Raw genomic sequence first — 26,071 nt, 5'->3', positions numbered from 1 at the left:
AGACGCATGTCCGACAGTGACATCAATACAATCGTTGCCGATTTAGACCGCTGGGCGCTGGGCGATCTTGGCTCAAAACTCACTTGGGCGGTACTGGAAGAGCGCTTTGGCTTTAGCCGCCAGTCGCTCCAGGCCAAATCTGAAATCAAAGCTGCTTATGACAACGCCAAACGAGCACTGTCGGGCGGATTGGTGAAAACCAAAGAGCAGGCAACTAAAGAGGCCGAAGAGCTTCAGGTAGAGGTAGAACGCCTCAAAGCGGAGCTAGAGGCCTACAAGCGAAAGGAAGAGCAATGGCTGCGCCGCTGGCAGCAAATCGCCTTTCATGTGCGGCAGAAAGGCATTCAGATGGCCAGCGTTGATAAAGCCTCGCCAGAAGGGGCTGCTCTACCTTCTAACACTGAAACCGCGCAGGTTCTCCGACCGTTTGATAAAGAGATACCGCCATCCGGGCGGGTATAAGGGCGTGATGCGCAAAAGAATTGCGATCCTGTGGCTTTCTATATAAATTAGCTAAATTATCTAGTGGCTAGAGTCGCGCAGGCTGAAAAATGAACGAAAACGAGATTTACGAGCGAATTAAGCAAGTACTGGCGGATGCCCCTCGTAATCAATATACCGCTGAACTTCATCTGCAAATGATCAAATATGCTGATGAGCTGAAGAACATTACCGCTAAAGAGTTTTGTGAAGGGGTTGGGCTGCGAAGCAGCTTCGGTACGGAATTTAGCAAAATGCGCAATCTGACTCGGCGTTTGAAAGCCGCAGGACTAAACCCTAAGCATCTATGACGACGTTTTTAACCGTTGCCATTGAAATTGACTAATGTGATTAAACGGTTTAAGCCTACTAAGAGGCTATTGAAATGGTAAAAGACTTTAAAGATATTGACCAGCTAACACCTGCAGATTTCGAGATTTTTGTTAGAGATCTATTTCTTGCATCCGGTTGGTCGGATGCTGAAATTACAAGAGTTGGGAGAGAATTTAAACACGGTGATGGTGGCGTGGATATCTTTGCTTACAAAGGAAAGAGAAAATTTGCTATCGAAGTTAAGCAGCGGAATTTGAGCACTACAGTTGACGTAAAAGCCCTAAACCAACTTGTTACAGGTGCTAAGTTAGCAAATGTGTCTAACAAGATATTGGTTACCAATTCATACTTCACCTCAGAAGTTAAAGCGCGAGCATTACGCTTAGGTGTAGAGCTTATTGATCGAGATGAGTTGCAGAATCTTTGGGTGGTAAAACACTCAGAAATTGGTCGGGACATTAAACCAAGAAAGTACCAACAAGATGTCATTGATGAAGCCTTGTGCAAATATAATGCAGGAAAAAACAAGCTTTTGATTGAGATGGCTACAGGTTTGGGAAAAACCTATACAGTAGCTCACCTAGTAAAGAGGCTAATTCAGGAGTCATCTGAGCGACCACGGATTCTCTTTCTTGCGCATCAAGTGGAAATCTTGCTTCAGTCAGTTACTGCATTTAAAAACGTCTTAGGTATTGGGAATTACAGCTTCTCTGCCTGCTTTTCTGGAACGAGGCCTGAGGACACAGATTTTGTATTTGCATCATTTGATACGTTGTATGGCCAATTGGGTGATCTATGCAAAAATTCATATGATTTTATTGTTGTCGATGAGGCGCACCACACGGCGGCAAGAACATATTCCGAAGTGGTCACCCTATTTCAGCCGAAACTGCTGGTTGGTTTAACTGCCACGCCATATCGTGCAGACAACAAAGATGTAATCTCTTTTTTTGGTGGGGCGGATGGGCATATTGGTAAATTCGATTTGGTTTGGGCTTTAAAGCATAGGAAGTTGGCATTTCCTAGATATCTCGTCCTTCTTGATGATCTTGATCAGGATAAAATTAATCAATTACAAAGTGGGCTATCCATTTCTGATTTGGATAAAAAATTATTCTTGCATAAAAAAGATCAAGAAGTTGTTCGTATTGTTGAGAAAACTGTTGAAGAACAGGGGATACAGAGAGTAAAGGGAATCGTATTCTGTAGAAACATTCGCCACATGCACCACCTTATAGGATTTTTTCAGCTCGGGTCAGCTACTCTCGTACATTCAAAAATGCAGGATCAGGAAAGAAGAGAGAATATTAGAAGTTTTAGGGAGGGAAATGTTAAGTATATATTGGTGTGTGACCTATTTAATGAGGGCATTGATATTCCAGAAACCAATCTACTTATTTTTATGAGGTATACGGGCTCCAGAACCATTTGGCTTCAACAGTTAGGGCGTGGATTAAGAAAAACACCTAATAAAGACTATGTTCATGTGTTGGATTTTGTAGGGTCTCTAGAGAGGCTTAACGAGGTGAAAGCGCTTTCTAGGTCTATTGATAGAATGCCGGTTGATAGAGAAAATCTAATTGATGATATGGAGGAGCCGGAAGTAAATAGTGTTTTTCATGATGGGTCACTGGATGTCAAATATAGTGAAGAGGCGGCGAAAGTCCTCGAATTGATCGAAAATATGAAGTTGGAGCTCAATAGTCGCGAATTGTTATTGGAAAAGTTGCGAGGGTATAAAGAGCTAAATGAGTTGATTCCAGATATTTCAAATGTGGAGAATTGTCTTGAGGGCGTAGGCTTAGATCAAATAGCTACTCATTTTGGCTCTTATTATGGCTATATAACAGCTGCATTTGATGACGACTTTGACAAACAGGAAATGATCTTGAGGATGAAAAAATATATAGGTGGATTTTATGAAGATCATAAACTAGTGCCTAGTTTGAGAGCAATTGCAGTTAACTTTACTGTGAATCATCTAAATGAGTTCAGTGAGAAAGATATTAAAATACTGATTCCTGATATAAGTGAAATTATCCGAGAAGTTACGCCGAATATCTCTACTAATTTAGAAAAAAACAGTTCAATTTCTGACGATCAATCTCCTTGCCCGATAATCGAAAAGCACAGAAATACTTTGTCATCTCGTTTAGACGTGAAGAAGCTGTCTGACGCTGAAAGAAATGAGATTATAAAGAAATACCGTTCTGTTTCTGTGTTTTTGAAGAAGTTAAAGAGCTATTAATAAAATGGATTTTGTTAACCTTAATATCCGGCATATAAATTTGGACAGTGCTGTAAAAAAGCTAATTAAGTCGCTTCTATGTGATGATGCTGACACATTGCCCGAAAAAAGGGATTTGTGGGAGATTATCGAAGATATGAGCATGGATGATTTCATGCTGTTAAAAAGGAACGTTTACTTTGCAGACTTTCTTAGGTTGTTTGGTGTGGAATTTTCGCCTAGTTCGGATGCCTGTAGTGAATCGAAAGAAAACACTGAGAGCGTTGGTCATGTGGATAATAATGGTAACGATAAGAATCAATCAATAATTGGAGGTGAATGCAGCTCTGATTTAGGGTTAATGAAAATACCCTCTCTCTCGACAAGGCTTGATGATTTGATATTGCCAAATAGATTTTCGAAGCTGGTTAAAAGATTAAGAAATATCAGTTCGTCTCATGCGTCCTTCTGTCTTGGTGAGACTTTGGGTGATCTTGTTAGCTTGAGTGCTTCTGATATTGCTTGTCTTCCTGGGGTTGGGTCATCTTATGTGGAAGCCTTTAAAGAGCTTAAAATATTAGCCAATACTGGGGATGTAATTGATGTTGAGCTTGGTAATTTCTCACCTTCTGATAGTAAAATTAATCTTGGGGAAGTAGATACCAGTAATATGAGGCTATGTTTGGGGGGAGTAGACCAAAAGTTTACTAAAGCTCTAGAGAAATACGCTAGGTATATTGGTGCTGAGGATTTGGCAGAAAATTTGGGTGACATTCTTAGTTTTAATCAGAATGAGTTGCTTGCCTTGCCGGGCTTTGGAGCAAAAGTAGTAGATAGCCTGATTGAGTTCAGAGATTTAGTTAGAAAAGAAATTGAGTCTATTTTAGCAGGCAATATTAACTATCAGGATTTTGAGTCTTCATTAATCTCTCCAAAGGTATTTAGTGAGGCCTCAATTGAAAAAATAGAAAAAATCTTGTTGGAGGATGTCGATAATTTCTTTGATAGAATTGAAGACGATGAGGCCGACATTGCCCAAAAGCGATGGGGATTTGTAGAGGACAAGCAGACATTAGAGCAAATAGCCTCTAACTTTGATGTTACAAGAGAGCGGATACGTCAAAAAGAGTCAAAAATAAACAACAGTTTTATTCGGCATTTGCGTATTAATCCGAAGATCATGTGGCAGCTTATAGAGCCTGAGCTATCCAGCAGTTTTAGCGCTAAATTCAAGGATGTTTTTTCATGTTTCACAATGGAAAAGGACTTTTACGAGTTTTTAGGTTTGATTTGTGGGCAGACTAATCTTTTTGAGTATGTTTACCCTGAACTAGACAGAACAATATTAAATACCCTTTTTGCGGAAAATGGTGCGCCAATTCATCTTGATGATATTAGAGAGTACATTTCGCAGCTCGATTTAAGCGAAATTAGAAGCATCGATAACGCTATTCAATTCTTGGAGAAGCGTGGTTTTTTGCTTATAGATGGCGAGAATGTTTGGCCGAGGCAGCTTGGAAAAGCTGAAGCTAGCGCATGTGTTTTATTTAATCATGAAGGAGGTCTGCCTTGGTTGGACGTCGCTAGACTAGTGAATGCTAACGGTTACTCTAGGACTGATATTTACGAGGATCGCCTGGATAATGAGGCTTTTAAGTTGCCGGATTACATCTATTTAGCCGGTAAGGGTGTATATAAACATACAAGATTTATTGATGTTGAATCCATATCACTGGACGATTTATTCATAGAGGTGATGGGGTATGCCGAGTCAGATCGTAGAGACGTTTTCCATTTAATGGAATGCTATCAAGCTTCCGCTGGGCTACAGGCATACGATTATTTTATAATTAGGCACTTCGTAAAAAACTTTGGCGAAGATTATGGATTTTACTTTGATGGTCGTTCGCAATCCGATTCCGTAGGGTTGAAAAAGGGCTTCAAAAATATTACACAAAAAGATGTAATTATTGAGGCGATGAATCGAAGTGAGAGGCCTTTAACCAAAACAGCTATTGCTAACTTACTGAAGAGTAAAAGTAGTAATCACGCTGCATTTTATCTAGATGCTTTGATTGAGGAAGGTAAAGTTGTTCAAGTAGATAGGATGCTCTACACCACGCCTAGCTGCGCATACAAAGATATTGTTGTAGATGACTACGTAGTTGAAATCGGTAAAATATTGAACCAATACCAAATCCCTATAGAGCCATCTATTATAAAAGAAGAGCTAAACAACCGAACTTTAAAGTGTTACTCGAAGTACTTTTATGCATCGATTGCGCGACTTTATGCTAGGGATCAAGGCTGGTTCAGAAAGCACAGTTTGTATTCTATTAAAGAAATACCATTTAGAAGTTTAAAAGCAGCCATTGAAAACGTTTGTAATTTGGAGTTATCGGTAAATGATAATATCGATCTTCTCCAGAAGCATGTAGCTATCACTAAGGAATCTGCTGCTATAGCGCTTGCTAATTGGCGGAATAGCCCTGGGTCATGAATTGAACCCATGCGCAAATATTGATATTCCTGGATTTACTATTTAGTGCGAGATTCAGGGGGACATAATGTTAGTTAGCTGGCCGAAGTTGGCGATAGGGCTCGATGCTAATGCTGAGATTAATTATTGTTATTTAAAAGAGAAGTGCTTTTTTAGCATGATTATTTAAGGGGTTTGCAATGGCAAACGGAAAAATATTACGGCAATTAATTAAAGCAGGAGCCAGTGGTGATTCTGAGGCTTTTCGCCGTGCTTCCGAAGCTGTTATTCAGGATGAGCGTCAAAAGCAGCATCACTTGTTGGCTAACGACTTGGAACAGATTCTATATGGTGAGCATTTAAAGCCTGCTAAGCAATCTGGTAGGAACGCACTGCCCTCTCCCCCAATAGACAAAGAGAGAGGTTTGCCGCTATTAGACATACGCCAAGCACATCGACCGCTTGAAGAGATGGTGTTGCCTGAATCTGGCCAAGTGGCTATAGAAGAGCTATTGGAAGAGCATCGCCGCGCCGATATATTGCGAAGTTTTGGAATGAAACCTTCGGGAAAAGTCATATTTCACGGCCCGCCTGGGTGTGGGAAGACACTGGCAGCCGAGGTTATCGCGTTCGAGTTGGATTTACCGTTGGCCATTGTGCGCCTTGACGCTTTGGTGTCATCGTTCTTAGGTGAAACTGCGGCTAATCTGAGAAAGGTTTTTGATTTTATCGCCGATAACCAGATGGTTGCTCTGTTTGATGAGTTTGATGCGATAGGTAAAGAGCGATCAGATTCATCAGAGCACGGTGAGTTGCGTCGTGTTGTGAATGCTGTCCTGCAAATGATGGATGCGTACCAAGGCAAAAGCCTTATTTTAGCGGCGACTAATCACGAACAGATTCTGGATGGCGCTATCTGGCGGCGATTTGATGAAACAATCGATTTCCCACTTCCTAGCCCGCAGCAAGTTGAACAGATACTTTCGCTTAAGTTGCGAGGTGTTCGTCGCCAGTTCGAGCTAACTGACAAAAAGTTAACTGACATATTTGCTAATCGAAGTGGTGCAGATATTGAGCGAATTGTCCGCCGAGCAGTAAAGCGAATGATTCTTCGCAGTCAGGAATTCTTGACAATTAAAGACTTGAAGCAGGCTGCTGAAAAAGAAAATACAAAATAAAGGGAATTAGCTTAGATGGCACAAGAATTTGAGCATCTGCGTATTGAGAAAGAACCAATTAATAACCCGAGGAGGTCTGGTCGTCCTCCTCGCTTCAAAAATCGAAGTGACTTAGTTGGGCACGGTCAAAAATTATCTGGTGCGTTGGCTAGCACGACTCAAGCTGTTAAGCAGCAGTTAACGTCGAGGCCAGGACATTACGTACTCAAGTTGAAGTATGAAGATACGCTTTCATTCAATGAGCTTGTGGCGCATGGCGTAGAATTCGTGAGTCAAGAAGATATTCACATATGTGTGGTTTTCACCACAGAGCAAGGGTTGGCTACTTTTTCAGATCATTTGGCCTGGCTCGGTCTGGATGACAAGGATATTACCCGAAAACAACTTCTTGAAGCGCTTACAAGCATAGAGGCGTGGAATGCTGAGGATAGAAAGAGTTGGGCGCTTAAACAATATGGGCTTCCTCAGGATGAAATTTTTACGCTGGATGTTGAATTATGGCCTTCTGATTTAAGCGCGAGTCCACAACGAAAAGAACTAGTTGATGCTTTTGAACAATGGTTGGTAAGCAACAATATTGAGAGGAAGGATAAAGTTAATCTTGATAGTCTGCTTATGTATAGGCTCATGGTCGATAGGAATGGTGTTGGAAAATTACTAAACCATTCTGATGTGAGATTTATCGACTTGCCTCCGCTAAGTGGTATCGATTATCAAACTATTAATCGGGATATTAGCTCTCTGCCAGCAGACATACAGCCACCACATAAAGATGCCCCGCGAATCTGCATTTTAGATAGCGGTATCAATACAAATCACCCTCTTTTAAAGAACGCAGTCGCAGAAAGCGCCAGTTTTGTGGAGGGTGAAGATGAGTTCGATGCTGCTGGGCACGGAACTCAAGTAGCTGGGATTGCATTGTACGGTAATCTGGAAGAATGTAACCGCTCCAATTACTGGGTGCCTGAAGCTTGGCTCTTTAATGGAAAAATATTAAACAAGCACTGCGAGTTTAATGCTCAGTCTATTGAGTCCACTTTGGTTAAAGCTGTTGAGTATTTTGTCGGTTTTGGTTGCCGGATTTTTAACCTATCAATTGGGAACGAAAACTCCCCCTATGATGGTAAGCATATCCGAGGTATTGCTTATATTCTCGATTTGCTTGCAAGAAAGCACGATATTCTCTTTGTGGTTTCTGTAGGTAATTTTAGGGGATGCGATGAACCACCCGTCCCTGCAGAAAGTTGGAGAGAAGAATATCCGGGGTATTTGCTGGGCGATCACAATCGAATTATTGATCCGGCTCCTGCGCTGAATGTGTTAACAGTCGGTAGTCTAGCATTGCACGATGCAACTAGAGGTGATTTACAGCGCCCAGAAGATATCGATCACTTGGCAGCGGCGAAAGCTAATCAACCATCGCCTTTTACAAGGCATGGTCCAACAGTTAAGGGAGCAATCAAGCCAGAGTTAGTCGCATACGGAGGAAATTTTGCCTCACCAATGCGTTTCGAGGGGAAGCAATGGCAAGTCGAAGACGGTGAGCCAGGAATTTTAAGCCTAAATCCAAATTTTGTTGGTAATACGCTGTTCAGTGTCTGTCATGGAACTAGCTTTTCAGCCCCTTATATTACGCACCTGGCAGGGCGCCTTCTGGTTAATTATCCAGATGCGTCTGCAAATTTATTAAGGGCAATTTTGGTTAATCATGCCGACATGCCGGATGAGTGCTTATCTACATTTTCCGATGAGGTTAAAAAGGCATACTCAAAAGCCAACGGACGGCGGGACCCTCAAACAGAGGTTGCCGGATATGGGCTGGTTAATGAGGAGAACCTTTATCGATCCGATGAGTCAGCAGTGTTATTAATGGCTGAAGATTCAATCTCAAACGATAGTTATCAGTTTTATGAATTGCCATTGCCTGAAGAGTTTCTCCGCCGTAAAAAATCTGCAAGAGAATTGAGGGTTTCCCTAAGTTATTCGCCTGCCGTCCGCACAACACGCCTTGACTATCGTGCTACCAAGATAGTATTCAATTTAGTTAAAGGTCGCTCTTTGGATGAAGTACAAAAACACTTTCACAAAGAGCTGCAAAAAGACAAAGATAGGTTAAGTGATACCGTCTCAAGCAAAGCAAATAGAACAATCTCATCAGAGCTACGTAGCAAGGGTAGTGTTCAGTGCTCTAAATGGAACTTCAAAAAACTATCTCCTGATTTCAAATGGTTTGTCGTAGTCACTAGGCAGGATGCAGCGGGGTGGGGTGGCTCGCTAAGTGCAGAATTGGAAAAGTATGCTTTGGTAGTAACCGTAACTGACAGGGAGAACGAAGAAGCTCGACTGTATTCTCAGATCTCACAGAAAATTGAGCAACAGGTGCAGGCTCGAGCAAAAGTGTAGTAATGCGAGAATTACGCGGAGTTACGCATGGTTTGCGTAATTACGCATGTGACGTGTAATTGTGCGTAATTTGAGGTAACTCTATCTCAAACCTCAAATCGGGCAGCCGTCTGCCGGATTGACTCTTGATCTGAGGTGCCCTTAGCTGTTGATGGCTTGAAAACGGGGGTAAATACCAAGGTTTGACATAGAGTTGATGGCAAGAGCGGGAAATGGATTTTATTTAGCCGAGATCTTGCTAGAATGCGATTTAATGTTTGGTAGAAACAACCAGCCTTCCAATACCCGCCTTTTTTGATTTTGGGTGTTGGAGCCGCCTGAGTTGATCAGGTGCTGTCGCTGAAAGTGTCAAGATTCTATCTTTACGCTTGGCGGCTAATACTCCTAGAGTACCTGCCCAGAAAATTGACAATATTGGGCTTAACTTAACAGTTTTGGTTGTCTTTATGATAAAAGCTAATATTTTCAATGAGTTGAATGGCTTGTTCGCTACTTTATGTGAACTACCTTTCTGAGCGGTCTGAAAGCTCCTTTTTTGTCGCACTAAAAGGAGGGGCGCATAACTCGCCCCTTTTTTAAATCGTAATCTCTTCGTTGGTTACCGGAGGGTTCTGAATTCTTTTGCCTGTGGCGCTAAATACGGTGTTGCAAATCACCGGTGCCAACTGGCTTGGCGGCCAGGAGGACGTAAGCCGCATTCGCGCTCCGTTCCCGCAGTAGCTCCTATCTTTTCATGTTTTCTTGGACAGTGGGTTCTGGGGGTTGTCTCCGGCCTGGGGCTTGCTTAGACTGGCCTGTGATTTCTTAGCCTGTAAATAATCTCAGCGGGTAACTCACCCCAGTTTGTGAATTATTATAAGTTGCATAAAACCCCCAAGCGTCGCTTTTGCGCCAACTGCCGCTCGTGGATAAGCGCTTTTTGGTCAGTAATTTTGTTCAAGGAACATCCGTTTGCCCTACAAAGTTCTACTTACACAACACGCCGATGCCCTCGGCCAAGCCATTCAACTGGGTTTTGATCAATCCGGGTTTATGGAGTTGATGTTGTTGCCCCAGCACCTCAATTGGGGCGATGAAACCGCTGTTAGCCGCTGGCTGGATGCAGCCAAACCGGATGCCATTATCAATACCTGTGGTTGGAGTGACGATGGTCGAGATGCCAGTTTTCAGGCCATCGTTGAGCCGGCCAAGGTGTTGGCCACACTGTGCAGTGAACGCCAGTGGCCGTTGCTTCAGTTGTCCAGCTATCGCGTTTTTAATGGCGAGAAGTCGGGCTTCGTTGAAGCCGACGAGCTAGAGCCTAGAGATGAAGTTGGTGAACTGTATCGCCAGGCTGAGCAGGTGGTGGCCGAGGCGCCCCAGCACTTAATTTTGCGCCTAAGCTGGGTGATCGGTTGGCAGGGGCAGAACTTGCTCACGCGCATTATGTTGCCACTGTTGGAGGGCGCGCAGGCCGAGATCGTCTCCGAGCGCCGAGGGTCGCCGGTGTCCCATGAGGACATAGCTCGGGTGGTCAACGCCTTGGCCAAGCAAATCAGTTGCGGCTCGGATAACTGGGGGGTGTTTCATTACGGCGCCGCCGATATCTGCACTGAAGACGAGTTTGCCGTCTACCTTGTTAAGCGACTGGGCGATAAGGCCGAGGTGCTGGGGGAGGTTATGGACGTGTCGGGCAAGTCCACCGAGCCACTCAGTGCGGCTTTGGGATATCGTCATTTAATGGACTGCTTCGGCGTGCAGCCTCGCACCTGGAAGCAGGCCGTTAATAATGAGCTGGCGTTGTGGGCTAACAATAATCCTATGGCGGTGGATCAGGCTTAAATTCTTATCCAGAAATAACTTACCGCGCCGCCTCATCCGCTTTCTTAAAAACACGCTCTACAGTTAGCGCACGCTATAGTCGCGGGCCTCCATGCAGGCGCTAAAGGCGCGGTTGTAGTCATTTAAACGATCTTGATAGCTATAAGCGGCTTGGGCCTGTTGATTGGCCAAGACCTGTGCCTTCTGCTGTGCCGCTATTTCACCTGACCTTTCCCCTAAGTTAATACCACTCCCTCGATGAGATATTTGCCTTATGCTGCCTGTGCCGCGTAGGCTACTGGCGTCATGTAATTTAATGAGCTGTGCGGCCGCTCATGGTTATAGTGCGCACGCCATTGATCTATTTCGTAGCGGGCTTCCTCTATTGTTCGGAACCAGTGCTGATTCAGACAGGTGTCTCTAAACTTGCCATTTAGGCTTTCGACGAAGGCGTTTTGCGTTGGCTTGCCAGGCTGAATAAAGTTGAGTTTGACCTGATTTTCTTTACTCCAGAAGAACATGGCTTTGCTGGTGTATTCAGTACCGTTGTCACAAGTGATACTTTCAGGCTTACCACGGGTCTCGATTAGTTGATCTAAGAAACGGGCTACGCGATTTCCACTAATAGAAAACTCTGCCAGCTGTCCGACCAGTTCGCGACTGTAGTCATCAACTACATTTAGTATTCGGAAACGTCTACCATTACTCAGTTGATCTGATACAAAATCCATAGACCAGCGCTCGTTGATTTGCTTAGGTAAGTCCATCACAGGCACAGGGCGCGTGAGCTTTTTACGCTTTTTTGTACGAACCTGCAGTCCTTCCTCTGTGTAAACACGGTAGGTTCGCTTCTTGTTAGTCACCAACCCTTCGGCTTTCAGTAACCCGTGTAGCAAGAGGTAGCCATACCGACTGTATTGTGCTGCTAGCTCTTTCAATCGCTTCCGAAGAACATCGTCGTCGTAGCCCTTAGCCCGATAGCGATAGCCTGTTCGGCTAATACCAGAAAGCCAGCAAGCACGGCGCTCGCTCAAGCCAAACGTTTCGACCAGATAACTGGCGACAGGCTTACGTTCAGCCGGCTTTACCACTTTTTTGACAAGACATCCTTCATGGCCTCCACTTCAAGTAGCTTTTCTGCAAGAAGCTTCTTCAACCTGGCGTTCTCCGCCTCCATATCCTTCATGCGCTTAGCTTCATTGACTTCCATGCCAGCATACTTGGACCGCCAGTTGTAGAAAGTACCTTCAGATATCCCCAGCTCGCGACAAATATCAGGCACTTTGGTACCCGCTTCATGCTGTTTGATCGCTTTGATGATTTGCTCTTCGGTGTATCGTTTCTTCATAGTAATGAGATCCCCTTGGGAGTAGATTAACTGGAAATCTCATCAACGTCATGGTTCTATTTTTCGGGGAAAGGTCACACCCTTACGCTCTTTGTTGACGCCAATCATATTGCCCAGGGATGCTCCGATTATGGCACCGTCGACGGTACCTCCGCTGTGTCCATCCAGCGCGTTACCCAGTGCTGCTCCTGCCAGGGTGCCCAACCAAAAGCCTCTATTGCCAGCGCCGTGTTGCTCATTGCGAACCATGGTTTGCCCGGTTTTGGGCAGCTGCAAGGTGTTTGGGTCGACGCCGGTTTGATCCACAGCCCAGCGGTAGCACTGGTAGCGATCCTTGGCCAGCTGTGCATCGCTCTGCCCACCGGCGGGGTAGATAAAGAGCGTATCGGAGGCTGTGGCTCGAGAGCTCAGTGCTACGAGCAGACATAAAGTAATGGTGAGGTACTTCACGGTCAATTCCTATTTTACGGTGTAGCCCCGCCCCTCCAGGCAGGCTGCTTGGGCTCGATAATAATCGCCACGCAGACGGCTATCTTGTTGGGGCATGGATGGGTCGTAGTTGGTGCGGTCAAAGGCCCACAGGTGGCATTCGTAACGATCCTGCTGTAACTCCTCGTCGCTCTGCTCGTAGCGCGGGTAGATGGCCCAGTCGCCGGAGGAGTAGGTGCTGGCCACCGGTACGGTATAGTTGTTGGTAGGGGCATCCACGACCACATATTCGGAACCGTAGCGGCGATAGAAAATATCGTTAACGTGGTAGTACACCGTAGAGCCGAAGGTAAATGTCGCGAAGCCCAGGGGCAGGGTTCTTACCCGCACGCCGATGGGGGCTCTAACCACCACAAATCCGCCGCTGTGCGGGCGATAGTAGGTGCCGCCAAAGTAGTACAGCGGGTAGGGGCGGTAGTACAGCCGACGAATGCCCGTGGGTAGGCGGTGGATTTCATGGCCCGGTAGGTGGTAGTACTGGTTCATCACAATCTGCGGGCGGTCGCGCTGGTTGCGGTCGCGATCTCTGAAGTCGGCATGACGCTGGGCATTATTAACCGCCCGATTATTGCCGTTGCGATTGTCTTCAAAGTTGTTATTGCGCTCGCGGTCAAAGGTCTGGTGCAGCTCGGTTTGTCGACGGTTGAGGTTGTTCTGGCTGTCAGCGTGGTTGTATTGCCGGCGAATCACTTGCTCACTGGGCGCCACCGACTCCGGCCGGTCAACGATGCGGTTGCCATTGTTTTGCGGTTGGCTGTTACGCCGTTGAATGTTTTCTTGGGCGTTGACGATTCGCTGCCGCTCGGCCTGCCTGGCTGGCTCTGCGGTTCGAGTTTGCTGGCGTTGGTGTTTGGCGGTGCTTTTAGGTACCGCGTAGTTGCCTTTGCCGTTATTGAGCTCTCGCAGGGTAGCTTTATCGTTGCTAATGCGAGGGTTGTTGCGAATGTTTTGCGCCGGACGTGATTCGATGCGTTTTGCCCGTTCGTTGCTCTGGCGCTGTATGCGTGGTTCGCGTTCGTCGGGGGCGGCCATGGCCACGGCGGGGATTGCCATGCTAGCCGTAAGCAGTGTTATCAGCGCTATTGTCGATGTTTTGGCCATAACCAAAGCCTCTTGTTTTCTGTACAAGAAGTAGTCTACTTCGGCTAGATGAATGGCGCCTGATTGGCTTTTGGGAAGAGCAGCCAGCCGAAAATTGGCTGGCTGTTATTGCTGGTTGCCTATTGCTTGTTGACAGTCTGGCGGCTAGTCGCTGTAGCGCTGAAACACCAAGCTGGCGTTGGTGCCGCCAAAGCCGAAGCTGTTGGACATAACCCGGCTTAGGGTGACGTTGTCAGCGCGTTGCTGCACGATGTTCATGCCCGCGGCACCTTCGTCCAGCTCTTCAATATTGGCCGATGCGGCGACAAAATCGTTTTTCATCATCAGCAAGCTATACACCGCTTCCTGTACGCCGGTGGCACCCAAAGAGTGGCCGGTTAAGGATTTAGTAGAGGCAATCATAGGGCTGTTTTCTTCGCCAAAGACGGTGCGCACTGCGCCCAGTTCTTGGATGTCTCCTGCCGGCGTGGAAGTGCCGTGGGAGTTGATGTAGTCAATGCTACCATCCACGGTTGCCATGGCCTGACGCATACAGCGCACGGCACCTTCACCTGAGGGCGCTACCATATCGTAGCCATCGGAGGTGGCACCGTAGCCGACCAGTTCGCCATAGATGGTAGCGCCTCGGGCCTTGGCGTGTTCCAGTTCTTCTAATACTAGGCAGCCGCCGCCGCCGGCAATCACAAAGCCGTCTCGTTTGGCGTCGTAGGCGCGGGAGGCCTGCTCTGGGCGATCATTGTATTGGCTGGACATGGCACCCATGGCATCAAACATACAGGACATGGTCCAGTGTTCTTCTTCACCGCCACCGGCAAAGACGATGTCTTGCTTGCCCAGTTGAATCAGTTCTGCGGCATTGCCGATACAGTGTGCGCTGGTAGCGCAGGCAGAGGAAATAGAGTAATTAACGCCCAATATTTTAAACGGCGTGGCCAAGCAGGCGGATGTGGTGCTACCCATGGTTTGGGTAACGCGGTAGGGGCCAACACGCTTAATGCCGCGGGAGCGCAGAATGTCTGCTGCCTCTACTTGATCTTTGGCGCTGGCGCCGCCAGAACCCATGATGATACCGGTGCGCTCGTTGGATACGTCGGATTCGTTTAATCCGGCGTCAGCGATGGCTTGTTCCATGGATAGGTAGGCGTAGGCTGCAGAGCTGCCCATAAAGCGCAAAATTTTGCGGTCTATAAGCGATTTTAGGTCAATGTCGATGCTGCCAGAGACCTGGCTGCGGAAGCCCATCTCCTGGTATACAGGGTTGGCTTTAATGCCGGAGCGGCCCTCTTTAAGGGATTCCAAAACGGTTTCTTTATCATTACCGATGCAGGATACGATGCCCATACCGGTAACCACGACGCGCCTCATAAGCTTCTCCGCGTACCACTTAAACGAGTGGTTGTTTATATGTGTTTATAGTCGCTGCGTGTCATCGAGCTGATTGTTATGGTACACGCTGCCTTAGACTCGGCAAACGCAAAAAGTGCGCCTGCTGATTATAGTGTTACAGTCTAACCGGTGCGGGTTAGAACTTGCTGGTATCGGTAAATAGGCCCACGCGTAGATCTTGCGCTGAGTAAATAGGCTTGCCGTCGACCGCAACGGTACCATTGGCAATGCCCATAACCAGTTGGCGCTCAATAACGCGCTTAAGTTCTATATGGTAGGTCACCTTTTTGTTGGTAGGCAGAATTTGGCCGGTGAATTTCACCTCGCCAGAGCCCAATGCGCGTCCCTTACCCGGATTGCCGCGCCAGCCCAGATAAAAGCCAACCAGCTGCCACATGGCGTCGAGTCCTAAACAGCCTGGCATTACTGGGTCGCCAGGGAAGTGGCATTCAAAAAACCACAAATCCGGAGTGATATCCAACTCTGCTTTGATTTCACCTTTGCCGAACTCACCGCCCTCGCTGGCGATATGGGTGATGCGGTCGAGCATCAACATGTTTGGAATTGGCAGGCGTGCTCGGCCTTCGCCGAACAAACGGCCGTGACCGCATTCGATGAGTTCTTCTCGCTCATATGAGCTTTTGGGGACAAAAGGTTCCATGGTTTGACTCTATTCAGTGGTACAGGTCGGCCGCGCTTTGCTCAAGCCGCGGACAAAGGTGGCACATTCTAATGGATGGCGGCGGCTTGTCCAGCCATTGAGGCGCTAAAACCTGTGCGATTATCGCACCAATCGGGAATGATTTTGACGTAAGTTGCTAAACTGGTTCCGGTATTGCAACAAAAACCGTTGGTGTATCAACACTGTCATTAGTTCTATGTTATCTTTCGGTAGCAACTAGGATTATTCGTCAAACTATTGAAAGTCGTATTAAAAAGGATTGTAAAATGATCAAAAAGTGCCTATTTCCTGTGGCCGGTTATGGAACCCGATTTCTCCCTGCAACTAAATCTATGCCCAAAGAAATGCTGCCTGTGGTGAACAAGCCCCTGGTGCAATACGGTGTGGAAGAGGCCATTGAAGCAGGTTTGACTGAAATCGGCTTGGTGACCGGTCGCGGTAAGCGCGCCATTGCTGACCACTTCGATGTCAGCTACGAGCTAGAGCACCAGATCAACGGAACCAGCAAAGAGCAGTTCCTGTCCAGTATTCGTGAGGTGATGTCGAAAGCCACCTTCTCCATGACTCGCCAGCAAGAAATGCGTGGCCTGGGTGACGCTATATTAAATGGCCGTCGTTTGATCGGGGATGAACCGTTTGGCGTGGTGCTATCCGATGACCTATGTATGTCTGAAGAGCAGGGCGTATTAGCGCAGATGGTTCAACTGTACAAACAATTCCGTTGTAGTATTGTTGCCATCCAAGAAGTACCAGAGGATCAAATCTCTAAGTTCGGTGTTATTGCTGGCGAAAAATTGAAAGACGGCATCTTCCAGGTCACCGATATGATTGAGAAGCCTCCAGCCGAGGAAGCACCCTCCAACCTAGCCATCATTGGCCGCTACATCCTGACTCCCGATATTTTCGAAATCATCGAAAACACCGAGCCTGGCAAAAACGGCGAAGTACAGCTGACCGACGCGCTGCTAACTCAAGCTAAGAGCGGCTGTGTTTTGGCCTACAAATTTAAAGGCACTCGTTTCGACTGCGGTAGCGTTGACGGTTTTGTAGAAGCCACTAACCACGTTTACAACAACTACTACTTGAAGGGTAAGGCGTGAGCGGAGAAATCACCTGCTTTAAAGCGTATGACATACGTGGCCGAGTGCCAGAGCAGCTTAACAAGGATGTTGCTTACCGAGTAGGCCGCGCCTTTGCGCAGTACCTACAGGCCAAGCAGGTGGTGGTGGGGCACGATATACGCCTCACCAGCCCTGAGCTGGCCGACGCCCTGTGCGAGGGCATCACCGATGCCGGAGCCGATGTGCTGCACATCGGCCAATGTGGCACCGAGGAAGTTTACTTCGCCAGCTTTAACAACCCGGTGGATGGTGGCATTTGCGTCACTGCCAGCCACAACCCAATGGATTACAACGGTATGAAATTGGTGCGTGAAGGCTCGCGGCCTATCAGCGGCGATACCGGGTTATTTGACATAAAAGCCCTGGCAGAGCAAGCGGATTTCGCTGAAGCCACTAAGGGCAAGGTAATTGCCCTGGACAGCCGCCCGGATTACGTCAGACACTTGCTGGGATATATCGATGGTGGCGCCCTAAAGCCGTTGAAAGTTGTGGTGAACGCCGGTAACGGTGGCGCTGGTGCCGCCATTGATGCGCTAGAGCCGCACCTGCCCTTACAGTTTATTAAGGTGCACCACGAGCCCGACGGTAATTTCCCCAACGGTATCCCCAACCCGCTGTTGCCAGAGAACCGCAGCTCCACCATAGAAGCGGTAAAGCAGCACGGTGCTGATTTCGGTATCGCCTGGGATGGTGACTTCGACCGTTGTTTCTTCTTCGATGAAAACGGCCGGTTCATCGAGGGTTACTATCTTGTAGGTTTATTGGCAGAAGCATTTTTACGAAAAAACGCCGGTGCCAAAATCGTCCACGACCCGCGTCTTACTTGGAACACCGTCGAGACCGTGGCCAGTGCCGGTGGTGTTGCCATTCAGAGCAAAACCGGTCACGCCTTTATCAAGGAGCGCATGCGCAAAGAGGATGCGGTATACGGTGGCGAAATGAGTGCCCACCATTACTTTCGCGACTTTGCCTATTGCGACAGCGGTATGATCCCCTGGTTGTTGGTGGCGGAGCTGTTATCTGCCAGTGGCAAGTCTTTATCTGCCCTGGTAGACGACTGTATGGCGGCTTTCCCCTGCAGTGGCGAGATCAACAGCACGGTAACCGATGCCAAAGCGGTGATCGCCGCCGCCGAGGCCAAGTACGCCACTGCCGATGCCAAGGTGGACCACACCGATGGCCTCAGCGTGGACTACCCTGAGTGGCGTTTCAACCTGCGCATGTCCAACACCGAGCCAGTGATTCGGCTGAACGTTGAATCCCGTGGTAATGCGGCCTTAATGGAGCAAAAAACCGAGGAGTTGCTAGCTTTGATACGTGGCTAACGCCGCTTAATTTTTTGCTAAACGGCAAGCCCGCAGTGATTCGTTGCTGCGGGCTTTTTAATGCTTAGTAGATTCCGCTAAGGCCGAGGTGTTTTCAGTGGTGGTTGTGGCTTTAGTGGGCAGGGGGCTGCAGCTTGGTGGGCATTGGGCTTGCTCCACTTAAACAAGAAGAGGCTGCCTGTGCAGCCGCAGACGCCAAGAATTAACGGTGCCCACCATTTGCCAACAATAAGCATGGAGCCCAGTAAGCCCAGCCAGAGGGCGATCAGTGCGCGATTGCGCACCGTGGGGGTGATGCCTTCGCCGTTCTCCCAGCGCTGGATGATTGGCCCCAGGTGACGTTGATTTAATAGCCAAGAGTGAAAGCGCTGGCTGGAACGGGCAAAGCACCAGCTGGCCAGCAGAACTAATGGGGTGGTGGGCAGTAGCGGGAGGAAAATGCCAATAACGCCGGTGATTAAGGCTAGCCACCCCAGGCTGAGTAGAAATATTTTTTTGGCCATTCCTGCGCCTTCTATTCGGTTGCTCTGGGGTTGCTGTCGGCAGCGAGTGCCTGCAGTTGAATCGCCCAATTTACTTGAGACGTAATTTCTCCACCAGATTGCGGGTAGAACCATCCCACTCGGCCGGGCATTCGTTGCCGGTAAGAGCGGGGTACACCGCGGAGCCCAGCTGTTTGCCCAGTTCCACGCCCCATTGGTCAAATGGGTTTAAGCCCCACAACACGCCTAAACAATACACTTTGTGCTCATAGAGGGCGATGAGTGCACCGAGGTTGGTTGGGTCTAGTTGCTCAATAATGAGCGTGTTACTAGGCCGGTTACCTGGTATGACCTTGTGGGGAGCAATTTGATCGGCTTCAGCTTCGGGTTTGCCGGCATCCAGCAGCTCTTGTTTGGCTTGGGCCAGGCTCTTGCCGGCCAGCAATGCCTGGGATTGGCCAATACAGTTGGCCAGCAAGTAGCTGTGATGGCTGTCCAATGGGCTCATGGGTTTGCCGCTGGCGATAAAATCCACCAGCACACTGCGTGTGCCTTGGTGTAACAGCTGGTGGAAAGAGTGCTGGCCATTGGTGCCTTCAGTGCCCCATAGCACCAAGCCGCTGTCGCAGGTCAGTGGCTTGCCATTGCGATCCACCGATTTGCCCAGGCTTTCCATGTCCAGCTGCTGCAAGTAGGCCGGCAGTCGGCTCATGCGCTGGGCGTAGGGCAGTATGGCCTGGCTTTGGTAGCCGCGTGTGGCGGAGTACCAAAATGCGATCAGTGCCAGGGTGGCCGGCATATTTTGCTCAATGGGGGCGCTGGCAAAGTGTTCATCCATGTTGGCTGCACCGGCTAACAGGGCGTCGAAATTGTCCATGCCCAGGGCGATGGCGATGGGCAGGCCAATGGCAGACCATAATGAGTAGCGGCCGCCCACCCAATCCCACATGGGGAAGATATTAGCTTCGTCGATACCGAATTCCATCGCCGCCGGCACATTGCTGGACACCGCCACATAGTGCTTGCCTAGGTCGCTCTCCGGGCAGCCATGGGAAAGGCTCCAGGCGCGGGCGGCCAGGGCGTTCTCTCGGGTTTCTAATGTGCTAAAGGATTTGGAGGCAACAACAAACAGCGTGGTATCGGCGTGTAAGCCGGCCAACGCATCGCTTAGGTCAGCGCCGTCGATATTGGCCACAAAGTGAACTTTGACCGCGCTTTGCTGAAATTGCGACAGCGCTGTAACCACCATGCGTGGGCCCAGGTCAGAGCCGCCAATGCCAATGTTAACCACGTCAGTAATGGGCTTGCCATTGTAGCCGTGCCACTGGCCGGAGCTCAGCTTGTCAACAAACTCGCGCATTTGGGCTTGGGTGGCTGCCACCACAGCGGTTTTGTCTGCGGGGGAAATGGCGGGGCAGCGCAGTGCGGTGTGCAGGGCTGGGCGGTTTTCGGTGTTGTTGACGTGTTCACCGCCAATCAGCGCCTTAATGGCGTCTTCCAAGCCAGATTGTTTGGCCTGGGTGGCCAGTAATTCCAGTGCTTTAGCATCCAAGTGGTTTTTGGAGTAGTCCAAATACAGTGAGCCTGCGCTCATGGAGAAATGCTCAACGCGGTTTGGATCCTGTGCAAACAGCTCTTTTAAGGGTGTTTGCAGCCCATCGCTGTGGGCTTTGAGCTCGGGCCAAATGGCGTTAGAAAAAGATTGCGCGTTGGTCTGATCGGCCATTCTGGTTCAAATCCCTTGTGAATGTGTAGTGGTTGTACTGCGGTTTAGTGGTTGCGGTTGGCGGCAAAGTCGGCCAAATCCAGCATGGCCTGTGTGTACTCATTGCTCGGCATGCCGGCCAGTGCTGTTTTGGCTTGGTCGGCGTAGGCCTCGGCTTGCTTATGAGTGTAGGCTAAACCACCACGTTTTTTAACCAGTTCGACGATGGCCGTGAGATTTTCGGTGCTGCCGGCTCGGATAGCATCTGCTACCAGGGCGGATTCCTCGGCCTCGCCGTTGGCCATGGTGTAGATCAGTGGTAGCGTGGGCTTGCCTTCGGCTAGGTCATCGCCCACGTTCTTGCCCAGGGCTTCGGTATCGCCTTCGTAATCTAAGGTGTCATCCACCAATTGGAAGGCAATCCCTAGGCACTTGCCGTACTCGGCCAAGGCCGCGCGGTGCTCGGTGAGGCCTGCCAGTTCGCAACCGGTGGTGCAGGCGGCCTCAAACAGAGCTGCCGTCTTCTTATAAATCACCTCAAAATAGTTGGCCTCGGATACGCTTGGGTCTTTGATATTGACCAGTTGCTGTACCTCGCCTTCGGAGATCACGTTGGTGGTATTGGACAGAATAGCCATGATTTCCATTTGGCCGATGGCCACCATCATCTGAAACGCGCGGCTGTATAAGAAGTCGCCCACCAGTACGCTGGGCGCATTGCCCCAGCTGGCGTTAGCGGTGGGACGGCCACGGCGCAGCTCGGACATGTCTACCACGTCGTCGTGCAGTAGCGTGGCGGTGTGGATAAACTCAATAATGGCCGCCAAATCCAAGTGCTGCTGCCCTTGGTATCCCAGGGCGCGGGCGGTGAGCATTACCAACAGTGGGCGCAGGCGTTTGCCGCCGGCGTTGATAAGGTGGTGGCCGATGTTTTCGACCAGGCCCACGTCCGAATGCAATTGTTTAATAATCAGCTGGTTGGTTGCTTCAAAGTCGTCGCTAACCACTTGGTGAAATGAGAGCATGTAAGGTCTTTTCTATAGATCTATTTAATGGCGCATCCTAGGCAGGCCGTTTGGGCTCGTCAAGCGCGGTTCCATGAACACCGCAACGGTTTGGCTGCTCTTTGGCCCGCAAGGCAGTATACGTGAGCAAATGTGCCGATGGGTGCGGTTTTTTCACCCAATTGGTGTTGTTTTACTCAATCAAGTTCCGTACAATCCACGCCCCTGATTTTGTATACGTTGCAAGCTCTGTGGTTGTGGGTGCGAGCCCCAACTTTAAAACCGACAACACTGGTAATACCGGTTAGGCGGTTGCTTCGTAGCGTCCAATGTCATTTACATCTTAATTGGAGCAACCTATGTACGCAGTTATTGCAAGCGGTGGTAAGCAACACCGTGTGACCGAGGGCGAAGTCCTCCGTCTGGAAAAAATTGAAGTGGGTACCGGCGAATCTGTAGATTTCGACCAGGTTCTGTTGGTAGCCAATGGCGACGACGTAAAAATCGGTGAGCCGGTTGTAGTGGGCGCCAAAGTAACCGCTGAAGTGGTTAAGCATGGCCGTGCAGACAAGGTGAAAATCATCAAGTTTCGTCGTCGTAAGCACTCCATGAAACGTCAAGGCCACCGTCAGTGGTACACTGAAGTTAAAATCACTGGCATTCAGGCATAATACAAGAGGTTAGCATCACATGGCTCACAAAAAAGCAGGTGGTAGTACGCGCAACGGTCGCGATTCCGAAAGTAAACGCCTCGGCGTTAAGCGCTTTGGCGGTCAAGAAGTTTTGGCAGGCAACATCCTAGTGCGTCAACGTGGCACCAAGTTCCACGCCGGCGTTAACGTAGGCATCGGCAAGGATCACACCTTGTTCGCCAAAGCCGACGGCAAAGTAAAATTTGAAGTTAAAGGCCCAAAAAACCGCAAGTTCGTGAGCATTGAAACTGTTCAATAAGAGCTAAGGTACGGCCTTCCGGGCCGGGCGCAAAAACCCCATCCGATGTGATGGGGTTTTTTGTTTGGGCAGCCGCTTTTTCGTGCATCAATATTTGGGCTAAAAAGTTGCTTATTAAAAGGTAGAGATTTCGAGGAGGTCTCCATGAAGTTTGTAGACGAAGCGCCGATTTTTGTTAACGCCGGTGATGGTGGCAATGGCTGCCTTAGCTTTCGGCGGGAAAAATTCATCGCCAAGGGTGGCCCCGATGGTGGCGACGGTGGCGATGGCGGCAGCGTATTCTTGGAGGCCGACATCAACCTCAACACCCTGGTGGACTACCGTTACCAGAAAAAATACCGTGCCGAGAGTGGCCAGTCTGGCCGCTCCAAGGATTGCCGTGGCGCCAAAGGTGATGACTTAGTATTAAAAGTACCGGTGGGCACCTCAGTGCTGGATGTCGACACCGAAGAGCAGTTAGGTGATTTAACCGAGCCCGGCCAGCGCCTTAAAGTGGCCCAGGGTGGCTTCCACGGTTTGGGCAATACGCGGTTTAAATCCAGTGTTAACCGCGCGCCCCGGCAAACCACGCCGGGCAGTGAGGGCGAATCTCGCAATCTTAAACTAGAGCTCAAAGTGCTGGCCGATATTGGCCTGCTGGGTTTGCCTAATGCCGGTAAATCCACGTTTATTCGCGCAGTTTCCGCTGCCAAGCCCAAGGTGGCCAACTACCCGTTTACCACCTTGGTGCCCAACTTGGGGGTGGTGAAAGTACAGGCCCATCGCAGTTTTGTGGTGGCCGACATTCCCGGATTAATTGAAGGTGCCTCCGATGGTGCAGGCCTGGGAATTCGCTTTTTAAAGCACCTTACCCGCTGCCGCATCTTATTGCACCTGGTGGACGCCATGCCGTTTGATGGCTCCGACCCAGTGGCCAACATCCGCATCATCAACGAAGAGCTGGCCAAGTTCAGCCCAACACTGGCGTCCCGCCAGCAGTGGTTGGTACTCAACAAAACTGACCTGCTCACCGACGAGCAATTAGCTGAGCTTAAACAGCGAATCCAAACCGAGTTACATTGGCCGGGTGAGTTTCATACTATCTCGGCCATCAATGGCCAGGGTACCGAGCCGCTGTGTAATGAGCTGCTAGAGACCCTAGAAGAAGCCTGGCAATTAGAGCGCGATGACCCAGATGCCGCCCAGGCAGAAGCCGATATTCAACAGCAAATGCAAGCCGAGGCGCGGGCGAAAATCGAAGCCCTACGCGCCAGCCGAAAAGCCGGGCGCAGTGAGCGCGATGATGATGAAGACGACAGCGACGATGACGACGATTGGGATGATGTGGAAGTGGTGTACGCGCCCTAACGCCCGGTGCGGGGAGTGGGTATGACCGTGCGCAGTAGTTTGGCCAAGCCCCAGCGTTGGGTGGTTAAAATTGGCAGTGCACTGCTAACCAATAACGGCCAGGCCCTAGCCACCGATGCCATTGCTGGCTGGGTGGCACAAATGGCTTGGCTTAGAAGCCAGGGCCACGAGGTGATCTTGGTGTCCTCCGGAGCTGTGGCGGCGGGCATGAGCCAGCTCGGCTGGCAGCAGCGCCCCAGTGCCGTGCACGAACTGCAGGCCGCTGCCGCCGTTGGGCAAATGGGGCTGGTGCAAACCTACCAGGAGCTGTTCCAAGCTTACGCCCTGCAAACCGCCCAGGTATTGCTGGACCACGACGACCTCTCCAGCCGTCAGCGCTACATCAATGCCCGCGCCACCTTGAATACTTTATTGCAACTGGGCGTGGTGCCGGTGGTGAACGAAAACGACACCGTGGTGACCGATGAAATTCGCTTTGGCGATAATGACAGCCTAGCAGCCTTAGTGGCCAACCTAGTGGATGCCGATGTGCTGGTGATACTTACCGACCAAGACGGCATGTACACCGCTGACCCGCGGCACGACCCCAGCGCCACATTAATCAGCGAAACCCGTGCCGGTGCACCAGAGCTCATAGCCATGGCCGGTGACGGTGGTGCCCTAGGCCGTGGTGGCATGATCACCAAAGTGCGGGCGGCTAAATTGGCGGCTCGTTCCGGTACCCATACTGTGGTGGTCGGTGGCCGCTTGTCCCAAGTGTTGCGGCGCATTGCCCAGGGCGAAACCATCGGCACTGTGTTTGTTGCCGACCAGCAACCCCAGCAGGCCCGCAAGCAGTGGCTAGCCGGCCATTTGCAAAACCGGGGCAGTTTAATGTTGGATGATGGCGCGGTGCGGGTGTTGCAGCAAAAAGGCAAAAGTCTTTTGGCGGTGGGAGTGACCGCCGTCAATGGCGAATTTACGCGCGGTGATATGGTGCTGTGCTTGGATAGCCGTGGCCGAGAAATCGCCCGTGGCTTGGTTAATTACAGTGCGCGGGATGTGGCCAAAATTAAAGGCCAGCCTACGGAGCAAATCGCCGAATTGCTGGGCTACAAAGACGAAGACGAATTAATACACCGCGACAATCTCGTGGTAGCCGATAACTTTTAATGGATGTGATTGGTGAGCGTGTTTAAACCCCAAATAGAGCAATTGGCGGCCTACAAACCGCCCTTGGATGGCCGTGATCCGGCGCGCTATACGCTGTTGGATTTTAACGAGCGTACCATTCCGGTGGGCGATCACATCAAGCAGGCGCTGGTGGATTTTATTCACAGTGACCGGCTGCAAATGTACCCAGCCTACGGTGATATTACCCAGCAATTGGCCGATTACTGCCAGGTGCAAGAGCCCCAGGTGATGATCACCAACGGCTCTGACCACGGCATAGAGTTAATTATTCGCGCCGTGGGTGGTGTGGGCGATGACGCCATTATTCCCGGCCCCACCTTTGCCATTTACGGCCAGGTGGCCACCGTGGAAGGTATGAGCATCGTTGCGCCGGATTACCGCAAGGGTGAAGGTTACCCGGTACAGCAGGTGCTCGCCGCAATTACCGATCGCACCAAAATTATTGTTGCCGCCAGCCCCAATAATCCCTGTGGTACGGCCATCAGCAACGAACAAATTGCGCAGCTGGCTAAGGCCGCGCCCAACGCCGGTATTTTGGTGGACGAGTGTTATTTTGAATACACACGCACCTCGGCCACTGCATTGCTAGCGCAATTCGATAATATTTTTATTACCCGTACTTTTTCCAAAACCTGGGGTTTACCATCGCTGCGCTTTGGTTACGTGCTATCAACGGCCAATAATATTACCCGCTTATTGGCCATGCGCGGGCCCTACGATATTAATCAGTTGGCGGTGGTGGCTGCCAAAGCGGCGCTGGAAAAGCCCGAGTATGTTGATGACTACATCGCCGAGGTAATGGGCCAAAGCAAACCAAAACTGGAAGCGTTTTTAACCGAGCACGACATCGAGTTTTGGCCTACCACGGCTAATTATATTTTAACCTTTCCGCCCCAACCCGAAGCGCTCAAGCAAGCGTTGCAAGCCGCCGGTATTTTGGTGCGGCCGCGGGTGGACAGCGAAGGCCGGCAGGGCTTGCGCATCACCTTTGGTACCTTGCCGCAAACCGAACGCCTGATGGCCGCCATGGCTGAATTTTTTGCCCGCTAAGTGGAGT

Annotated in this window: 22 protein-coding genes; 14 read left to right on the top strand and 8 right to left on the bottom strand. The window is 49.6% G+C overall.

The window, feature by feature from the left end:
- The first annotated feature begins 6 nt into the window (after window positions 1–6).
- From ACGHM3_RS20650 to ACGHM3_RS20620, 7 genes are all read left to right on the top strand, one after another.
- Window positions 7–462, top strand: coding sequence for a hypothetical protein (locus ACGHM3_RS20650; protein WP_345427018.1), 456 nt, complete (start codon window positions 7–9; stop codon window positions 460–462).
- A gap of 89 nt (window positions 463–551) precedes the next feature.
- On the top strand, window positions 552–791 hold the full coding sequence (locus ACGHM3_RS20645; RefSeq protein ID WP_345427019.1) for a transcription factor: 240 nt from the start codon (window positions 552–554) through the stop codon (window positions 789–791).
- Window positions 792–865: 74 nt separating this feature from the next.
- On the top strand, window positions 866–3,061 hold the full coding sequence (locus tag ACGHM3_RS20640; RefSeq protein WP_345427021.1) for a DEAD/DEAH box helicase family protein: 2,196 nt from the start codon (window positions 866–868) through the stop codon (window positions 3,059–3,061).
- Between the two features lie 4 nt (window positions 3,062–3,065).
- Complete coding sequence (locus tag ACGHM3_RS20635; protein ID WP_345427023.1) at window positions 3,066–5,540, top strand: sigma factor-like helix-turn-helix DNA-binding protein; 2,475 nt, start codon at window positions 3,066–3,068, stop codon at window positions 5,538–5,540.
- Between the two features lie 179 nt (window positions 5,541–5,719).
- The gene (locus ACGHM3_RS20630; RefSeq protein ID WP_345427025.1) at window positions 5,720–6,697 is read left to right on the top strand and encodes an AAA family ATPase; all 978 of its coding nucleotides are present in this window, start codon (window positions 5,720–5,722) and stop codon (window positions 6,695–6,697) included.
- A 15-nt stretch (window positions 6,698–6,712) separates the two neighbouring features.
- Window positions 6,713–9,100, top strand: a complete 2,388-nt coding sequence (locus ACGHM3_RS20625; protein ID WP_345427027.1) for a S8 family peptidase — start codon at window positions 6,713–6,715, stop codon at window positions 9,098–9,100.
- A 951-nt stretch (window positions 9,101–10,051) separates the two neighbouring features.
- Window positions 10,052–10,921: a sugar nucleotide-binding protein gene (locus ACGHM3_RS20620; RefSeq protein WP_345427029.1), complete on the top strand. Its 870-nt coding sequence runs from the start codon at window positions 10,052–10,054 to the stop codon at window positions 10,919–10,921.
- Between the two features lie 251 nt (window positions 10,922–11,172).
- On the opposite strand, the gene ACGHM3_RS20615 is transcribed toward ACGHM3_RS20620, so the two are convergent.
- From ACGHM3_RS20615 to fabA, 5 genes are all read right to left on the bottom strand, one after another.
- Window positions 11,173–12,248 (bottom strand): IS3 family transposase gene (locus ACGHM3_RS20615; RefSeq protein ID WP_390517440.1). Its coding sequence is split into 2 segments (ribosomal slippage): window positions 11,173–11,999 and window positions 11,999–12,248, totalling 1,077 coding nucleotides; the frame shifts between segments, so codons are not numbered across the junction.
- A gap of 48 nt (window positions 12,249–12,296) precedes the next feature.
- Entirely contained in the window at window positions 12,297–12,698 is a 402-nt protein-coding gene (locus tag ACGHM3_RS20610; protein WP_345423551.1) for a glycine zipper domain-containing protein, read from the bottom strand.
- Between the two features lie 9 nt (window positions 12,699–12,707).
- Entirely contained in the window at window positions 12,708–13,838 is a 1,131-nt protein-coding gene (locus tag ACGHM3_RS20605; protein ID WP_345423548.1) for a DUF6515 family protein, read from the bottom strand.
- A 144-nt stretch (window positions 13,839–13,982) separates the two neighbouring features.
- Window positions 13,983–15,203, bottom strand: coding sequence for a beta-ketoacyl-ACP synthase I (gene fabB / locus ACGHM3_RS20600; RefSeq protein ID WP_345423545.1), 1,221 nt, complete (start codon window positions 15,201–15,203; stop codon window positions 13,983–13,985).
- A gap of 157 nt (window positions 15,204–15,360) precedes the next feature.
- Window positions 15,361–15,885: a bifunctional 3-hydroxydecanoyl-ACP dehydratase/trans-2-decenoyl-ACP isomerase gene (gene fabA / locus ACGHM3_RS20595; protein ID WP_345423542.1), complete on the bottom strand. Its 525-nt coding sequence runs from the start codon at window positions 15,883–15,885 to the stop codon at window positions 15,361–15,363.
- 287 nt (window positions 15,886–16,172) lie between these two features.
- On the opposite strand from fabA, the gene galU reads away from it, so the two are divergent.
- Together galU and ACGHM3_RS20585 are read left to right on the top strand one after the other, a co-directional pair.
- On the top strand, window positions 16,173–17,006 hold the full coding sequence (galU, locus tag ACGHM3_RS20590) for a UTP--glucose-1-phosphate uridylyltransferase GalU (RefSeq protein ID WP_345423539.1): 834 nt from the start codon (window positions 16,173–16,175) through the stop codon (window positions 17,004–17,006).
- Complete coding sequence (locus ACGHM3_RS20585; RefSeq protein ID WP_345423536.1) at window positions 17,003–18,352, top strand: phosphomannomutase; 1,350 nt, start codon at window positions 17,003–17,005, stop codon at window positions 18,350–18,352. The genes galU and ACGHM3_RS20585 overlap by 4 nt, the downstream gene beginning before the upstream one ends.
- Window positions 18,353–18,429: 77 nt before the next feature.
- Here the strand turns inward: ACGHM3_RS20585 and ACGHM3_RS20580 are convergent, their stop codons facing one another.
- From ACGHM3_RS20580 to ACGHM3_RS20570, 3 genes are all read right to left on the bottom strand, one after another.
- Entirely contained in the window at window positions 18,430–18,855 is a 426-nt protein-coding gene (locus tag ACGHM3_RS20580) for a YbaN family protein (RefSeq protein ID WP_345423533.1), read from the bottom strand.
- Between the two features lie 70 nt (window positions 18,856–18,925).
- Window positions 18,926–20,560 (bottom strand): glucose-6-phosphate isomerase, encoded by a 1,635-nt coding sequence (pgi, locus tag ACGHM3_RS20575; RefSeq protein WP_345423530.1) that lies wholly within the window; start codon window positions 20,558–20,560, stop codon window positions 18,926–18,928.
- A 44-nt stretch (window positions 20,561–20,604) separates the two neighbouring features.
- Window positions 20,605–21,564, bottom strand: a complete 960-nt coding sequence (locus tag ACGHM3_RS20570; protein ID WP_345423527.1) for a polyprenyl synthetase family protein — start codon at window positions 21,562–21,564, stop codon at window positions 20,605–20,607.
- A 338-nt stretch (window positions 21,565–21,902) separates the two neighbouring features.
- Here ACGHM3_RS20570 and rplU point away from each other — a divergent pair, with 338 nt between their 5' ends.
- The 5 genes from rplU (at window position 21,903) to ACGHM3_RS20545 (ending at window position 26,064) form a co-directional block, all read left to right on the top strand.
- Entirely contained in the window at window positions 21,903–22,214 is a 312-nt protein-coding gene (rplU, locus tag ACGHM3_RS20565) for a 50S ribosomal protein L21 (RefSeq protein ID WP_345423524.1), read from the top strand.
- A gap of 19 nt (window positions 22,215–22,233) precedes the next feature.
- Window positions 22,234–22,494 (top strand): 50S ribosomal protein L27, encoded by a 261-nt coding sequence (gene rpmA, locus ACGHM3_RS20560; protein ID WP_345423521.1) that lies wholly within the window; start codon window positions 22,234–22,236, stop codon window positions 22,492–22,494.
- A 144-nt stretch (window positions 22,495–22,638) separates the two neighbouring features.
- Window positions 22,639–23,841 carry an Obg family GTPase CgtA gene (gene cgtA / locus ACGHM3_RS20555; RefSeq protein WP_345423518.1) on the top strand — a complete coding sequence of 401 codons (1,203 nt, stop codon included), beginning with the start codon at window positions 22,639–22,641 and terminating at the stop codon, window positions 23,839–23,841.
- Window positions 23,842–23,862: 21 nt separating this feature from the next.
- On the top strand, window positions 23,863–24,993 hold the full coding sequence (gene proB, locus ACGHM3_RS20550) for a glutamate 5-kinase (RefSeq protein WP_345423515.1): 1,131 nt from the start codon (window positions 23,863–23,865) through the stop codon (window positions 24,991–24,993).
- 12 nt (window positions 24,994–25,005) lie between these two features.
- A complete protein-coding gene (locus ACGHM3_RS20545; protein ID WP_345423512.1) occupies window positions 25,006–26,064 on the top strand; it encodes a histidinol-phosphate transaminase in 1,059 nt (352 codons plus the stop codon).
- Window positions 26,065–26,071 lie beyond the last annotated feature (7 nt).

Source organism: Halioxenophilus aromaticivorans (assembly GCF_042850945.1).
Taxonomy (GTDB): Bacteria; Pseudomonadota; Gammaproteobacteria; order Pseudomonadales; family Cellvibrionaceae; genus Halioxenophilus; species Halioxenophilus aromaticivorans.
Note: the sequence above shows the minus strand (reverse complement) of the source record. Positions and strands in the feature narration are given on the sequence as shown.

Excerpts from the sequence above, each read along its gene's own strand:
- ACGHM3_RS20650 (WP_345427018.1), top strand. The coding sequence starts at position 7 with ATGTCCGACAGTGACATCAATACAATCGTTGCCGATTTAGACCGCTGG.
- ACGHM3_RS20645 (WP_345427019.1), top strand. The coding sequence starts at position 552 with ATGAACGAAAACGAGATTTACGAGCGAATTAAGCAAGTACTGGCGGAT.
- ACGHM3_RS20640 (WP_345427021.1), top strand. The coding sequence starts at position 866 with ATGGTAAAAGACTTTAAAGATATTGACCAGCTAACACCTGCAGATTTC.
- ACGHM3_RS20635 (WP_345427023.1), top strand. The coding sequence starts at position 3,066 with ATGGATTTTGTTAACCTTAATATCCGGCATATAAATTTGGACAGTGCT.
- ACGHM3_RS20630 (WP_345427025.1), top strand. The coding sequence starts at position 5,720 with ATGGCAAACGGAAAAATATTACGGCAATTAATTAAAGCAGGAGCCAGT.
- ACGHM3_RS20625 (WP_345427027.1), top strand. The coding sequence starts at position 6,713 with ATGGCACAAGAATTTGAGCATCTGCGTATTGAGAAAGAACCAATTAAT.
- ACGHM3_RS20605 (WP_345423548.1), bottom strand. The coding sequence starts at position 13,838 with ATGGCCAAAACATCGACAATAGCGCTGATAACACTGCTTACGGCTAGC.
- fabB (WP_345423545.1), bottom strand. The coding sequence starts at position 15,203 with ATGAGGCGCGTCGTGGTTACCGGTATGGGCATCGTATCCTGCATCGGT.
- fabA (WP_345423542.1), bottom strand. The coding sequence starts at position 15,885 with ATGGAACCTTTTGTCCCCAAAAGCTCATATGAGCGAGAAGAACTCATC.
- galU (WP_345423539.1), top strand. The coding sequence starts at position 16,173 with ATGATCAAAAAGTGCCTATTTCCTGTGGCCGGTTATGGAACCCGATTT.
- ACGHM3_RS20580 (WP_345423533.1), bottom strand. The coding sequence starts at position 18,855 with ATGGCCAAAAAAATATTTCTACTCAGCCTGGGGTGGCTAGCCTTAATC.
- pgi (WP_345423530.1), bottom strand. The coding sequence starts at position 20,560 with ATGGCCGATCAGACCAACGCGCAATCTTTTTCTAACGCCATTTGGCCC.
- ACGHM3_RS20570 (WP_345423527.1), bottom strand. The coding sequence starts at position 21,564 with ATGCTCTCATTTCACCAAGTGGTTAGCGACGACTTTGAAGCAACCAAC.
- rplU (WP_345423524.1), top strand. The coding sequence starts at position 21,903 with ATGTACGCAGTTATTGCAAGCGGTGGTAAGCAACACCGTGTGACCGAG.
- rpmA (WP_345423521.1), top strand. The coding sequence starts at position 22,234 with ATGGCTCACAAAAAAGCAGGTGGTAGTACGCGCAACGGTCGCGATTCC.
- cgtA (WP_345423518.1), top strand. The coding sequence starts at position 22,639 with ATGAAGTTTGTAGACGAAGCGCCGATTTTTGTTAACGCCGGTGATGGT.
- proB (WP_345423515.1), top strand. The coding sequence starts at position 23,863 with ATGACCGTGCGCAGTAGTTTGGCCAAGCCCCAGCGTTGGGTGGTTAAA.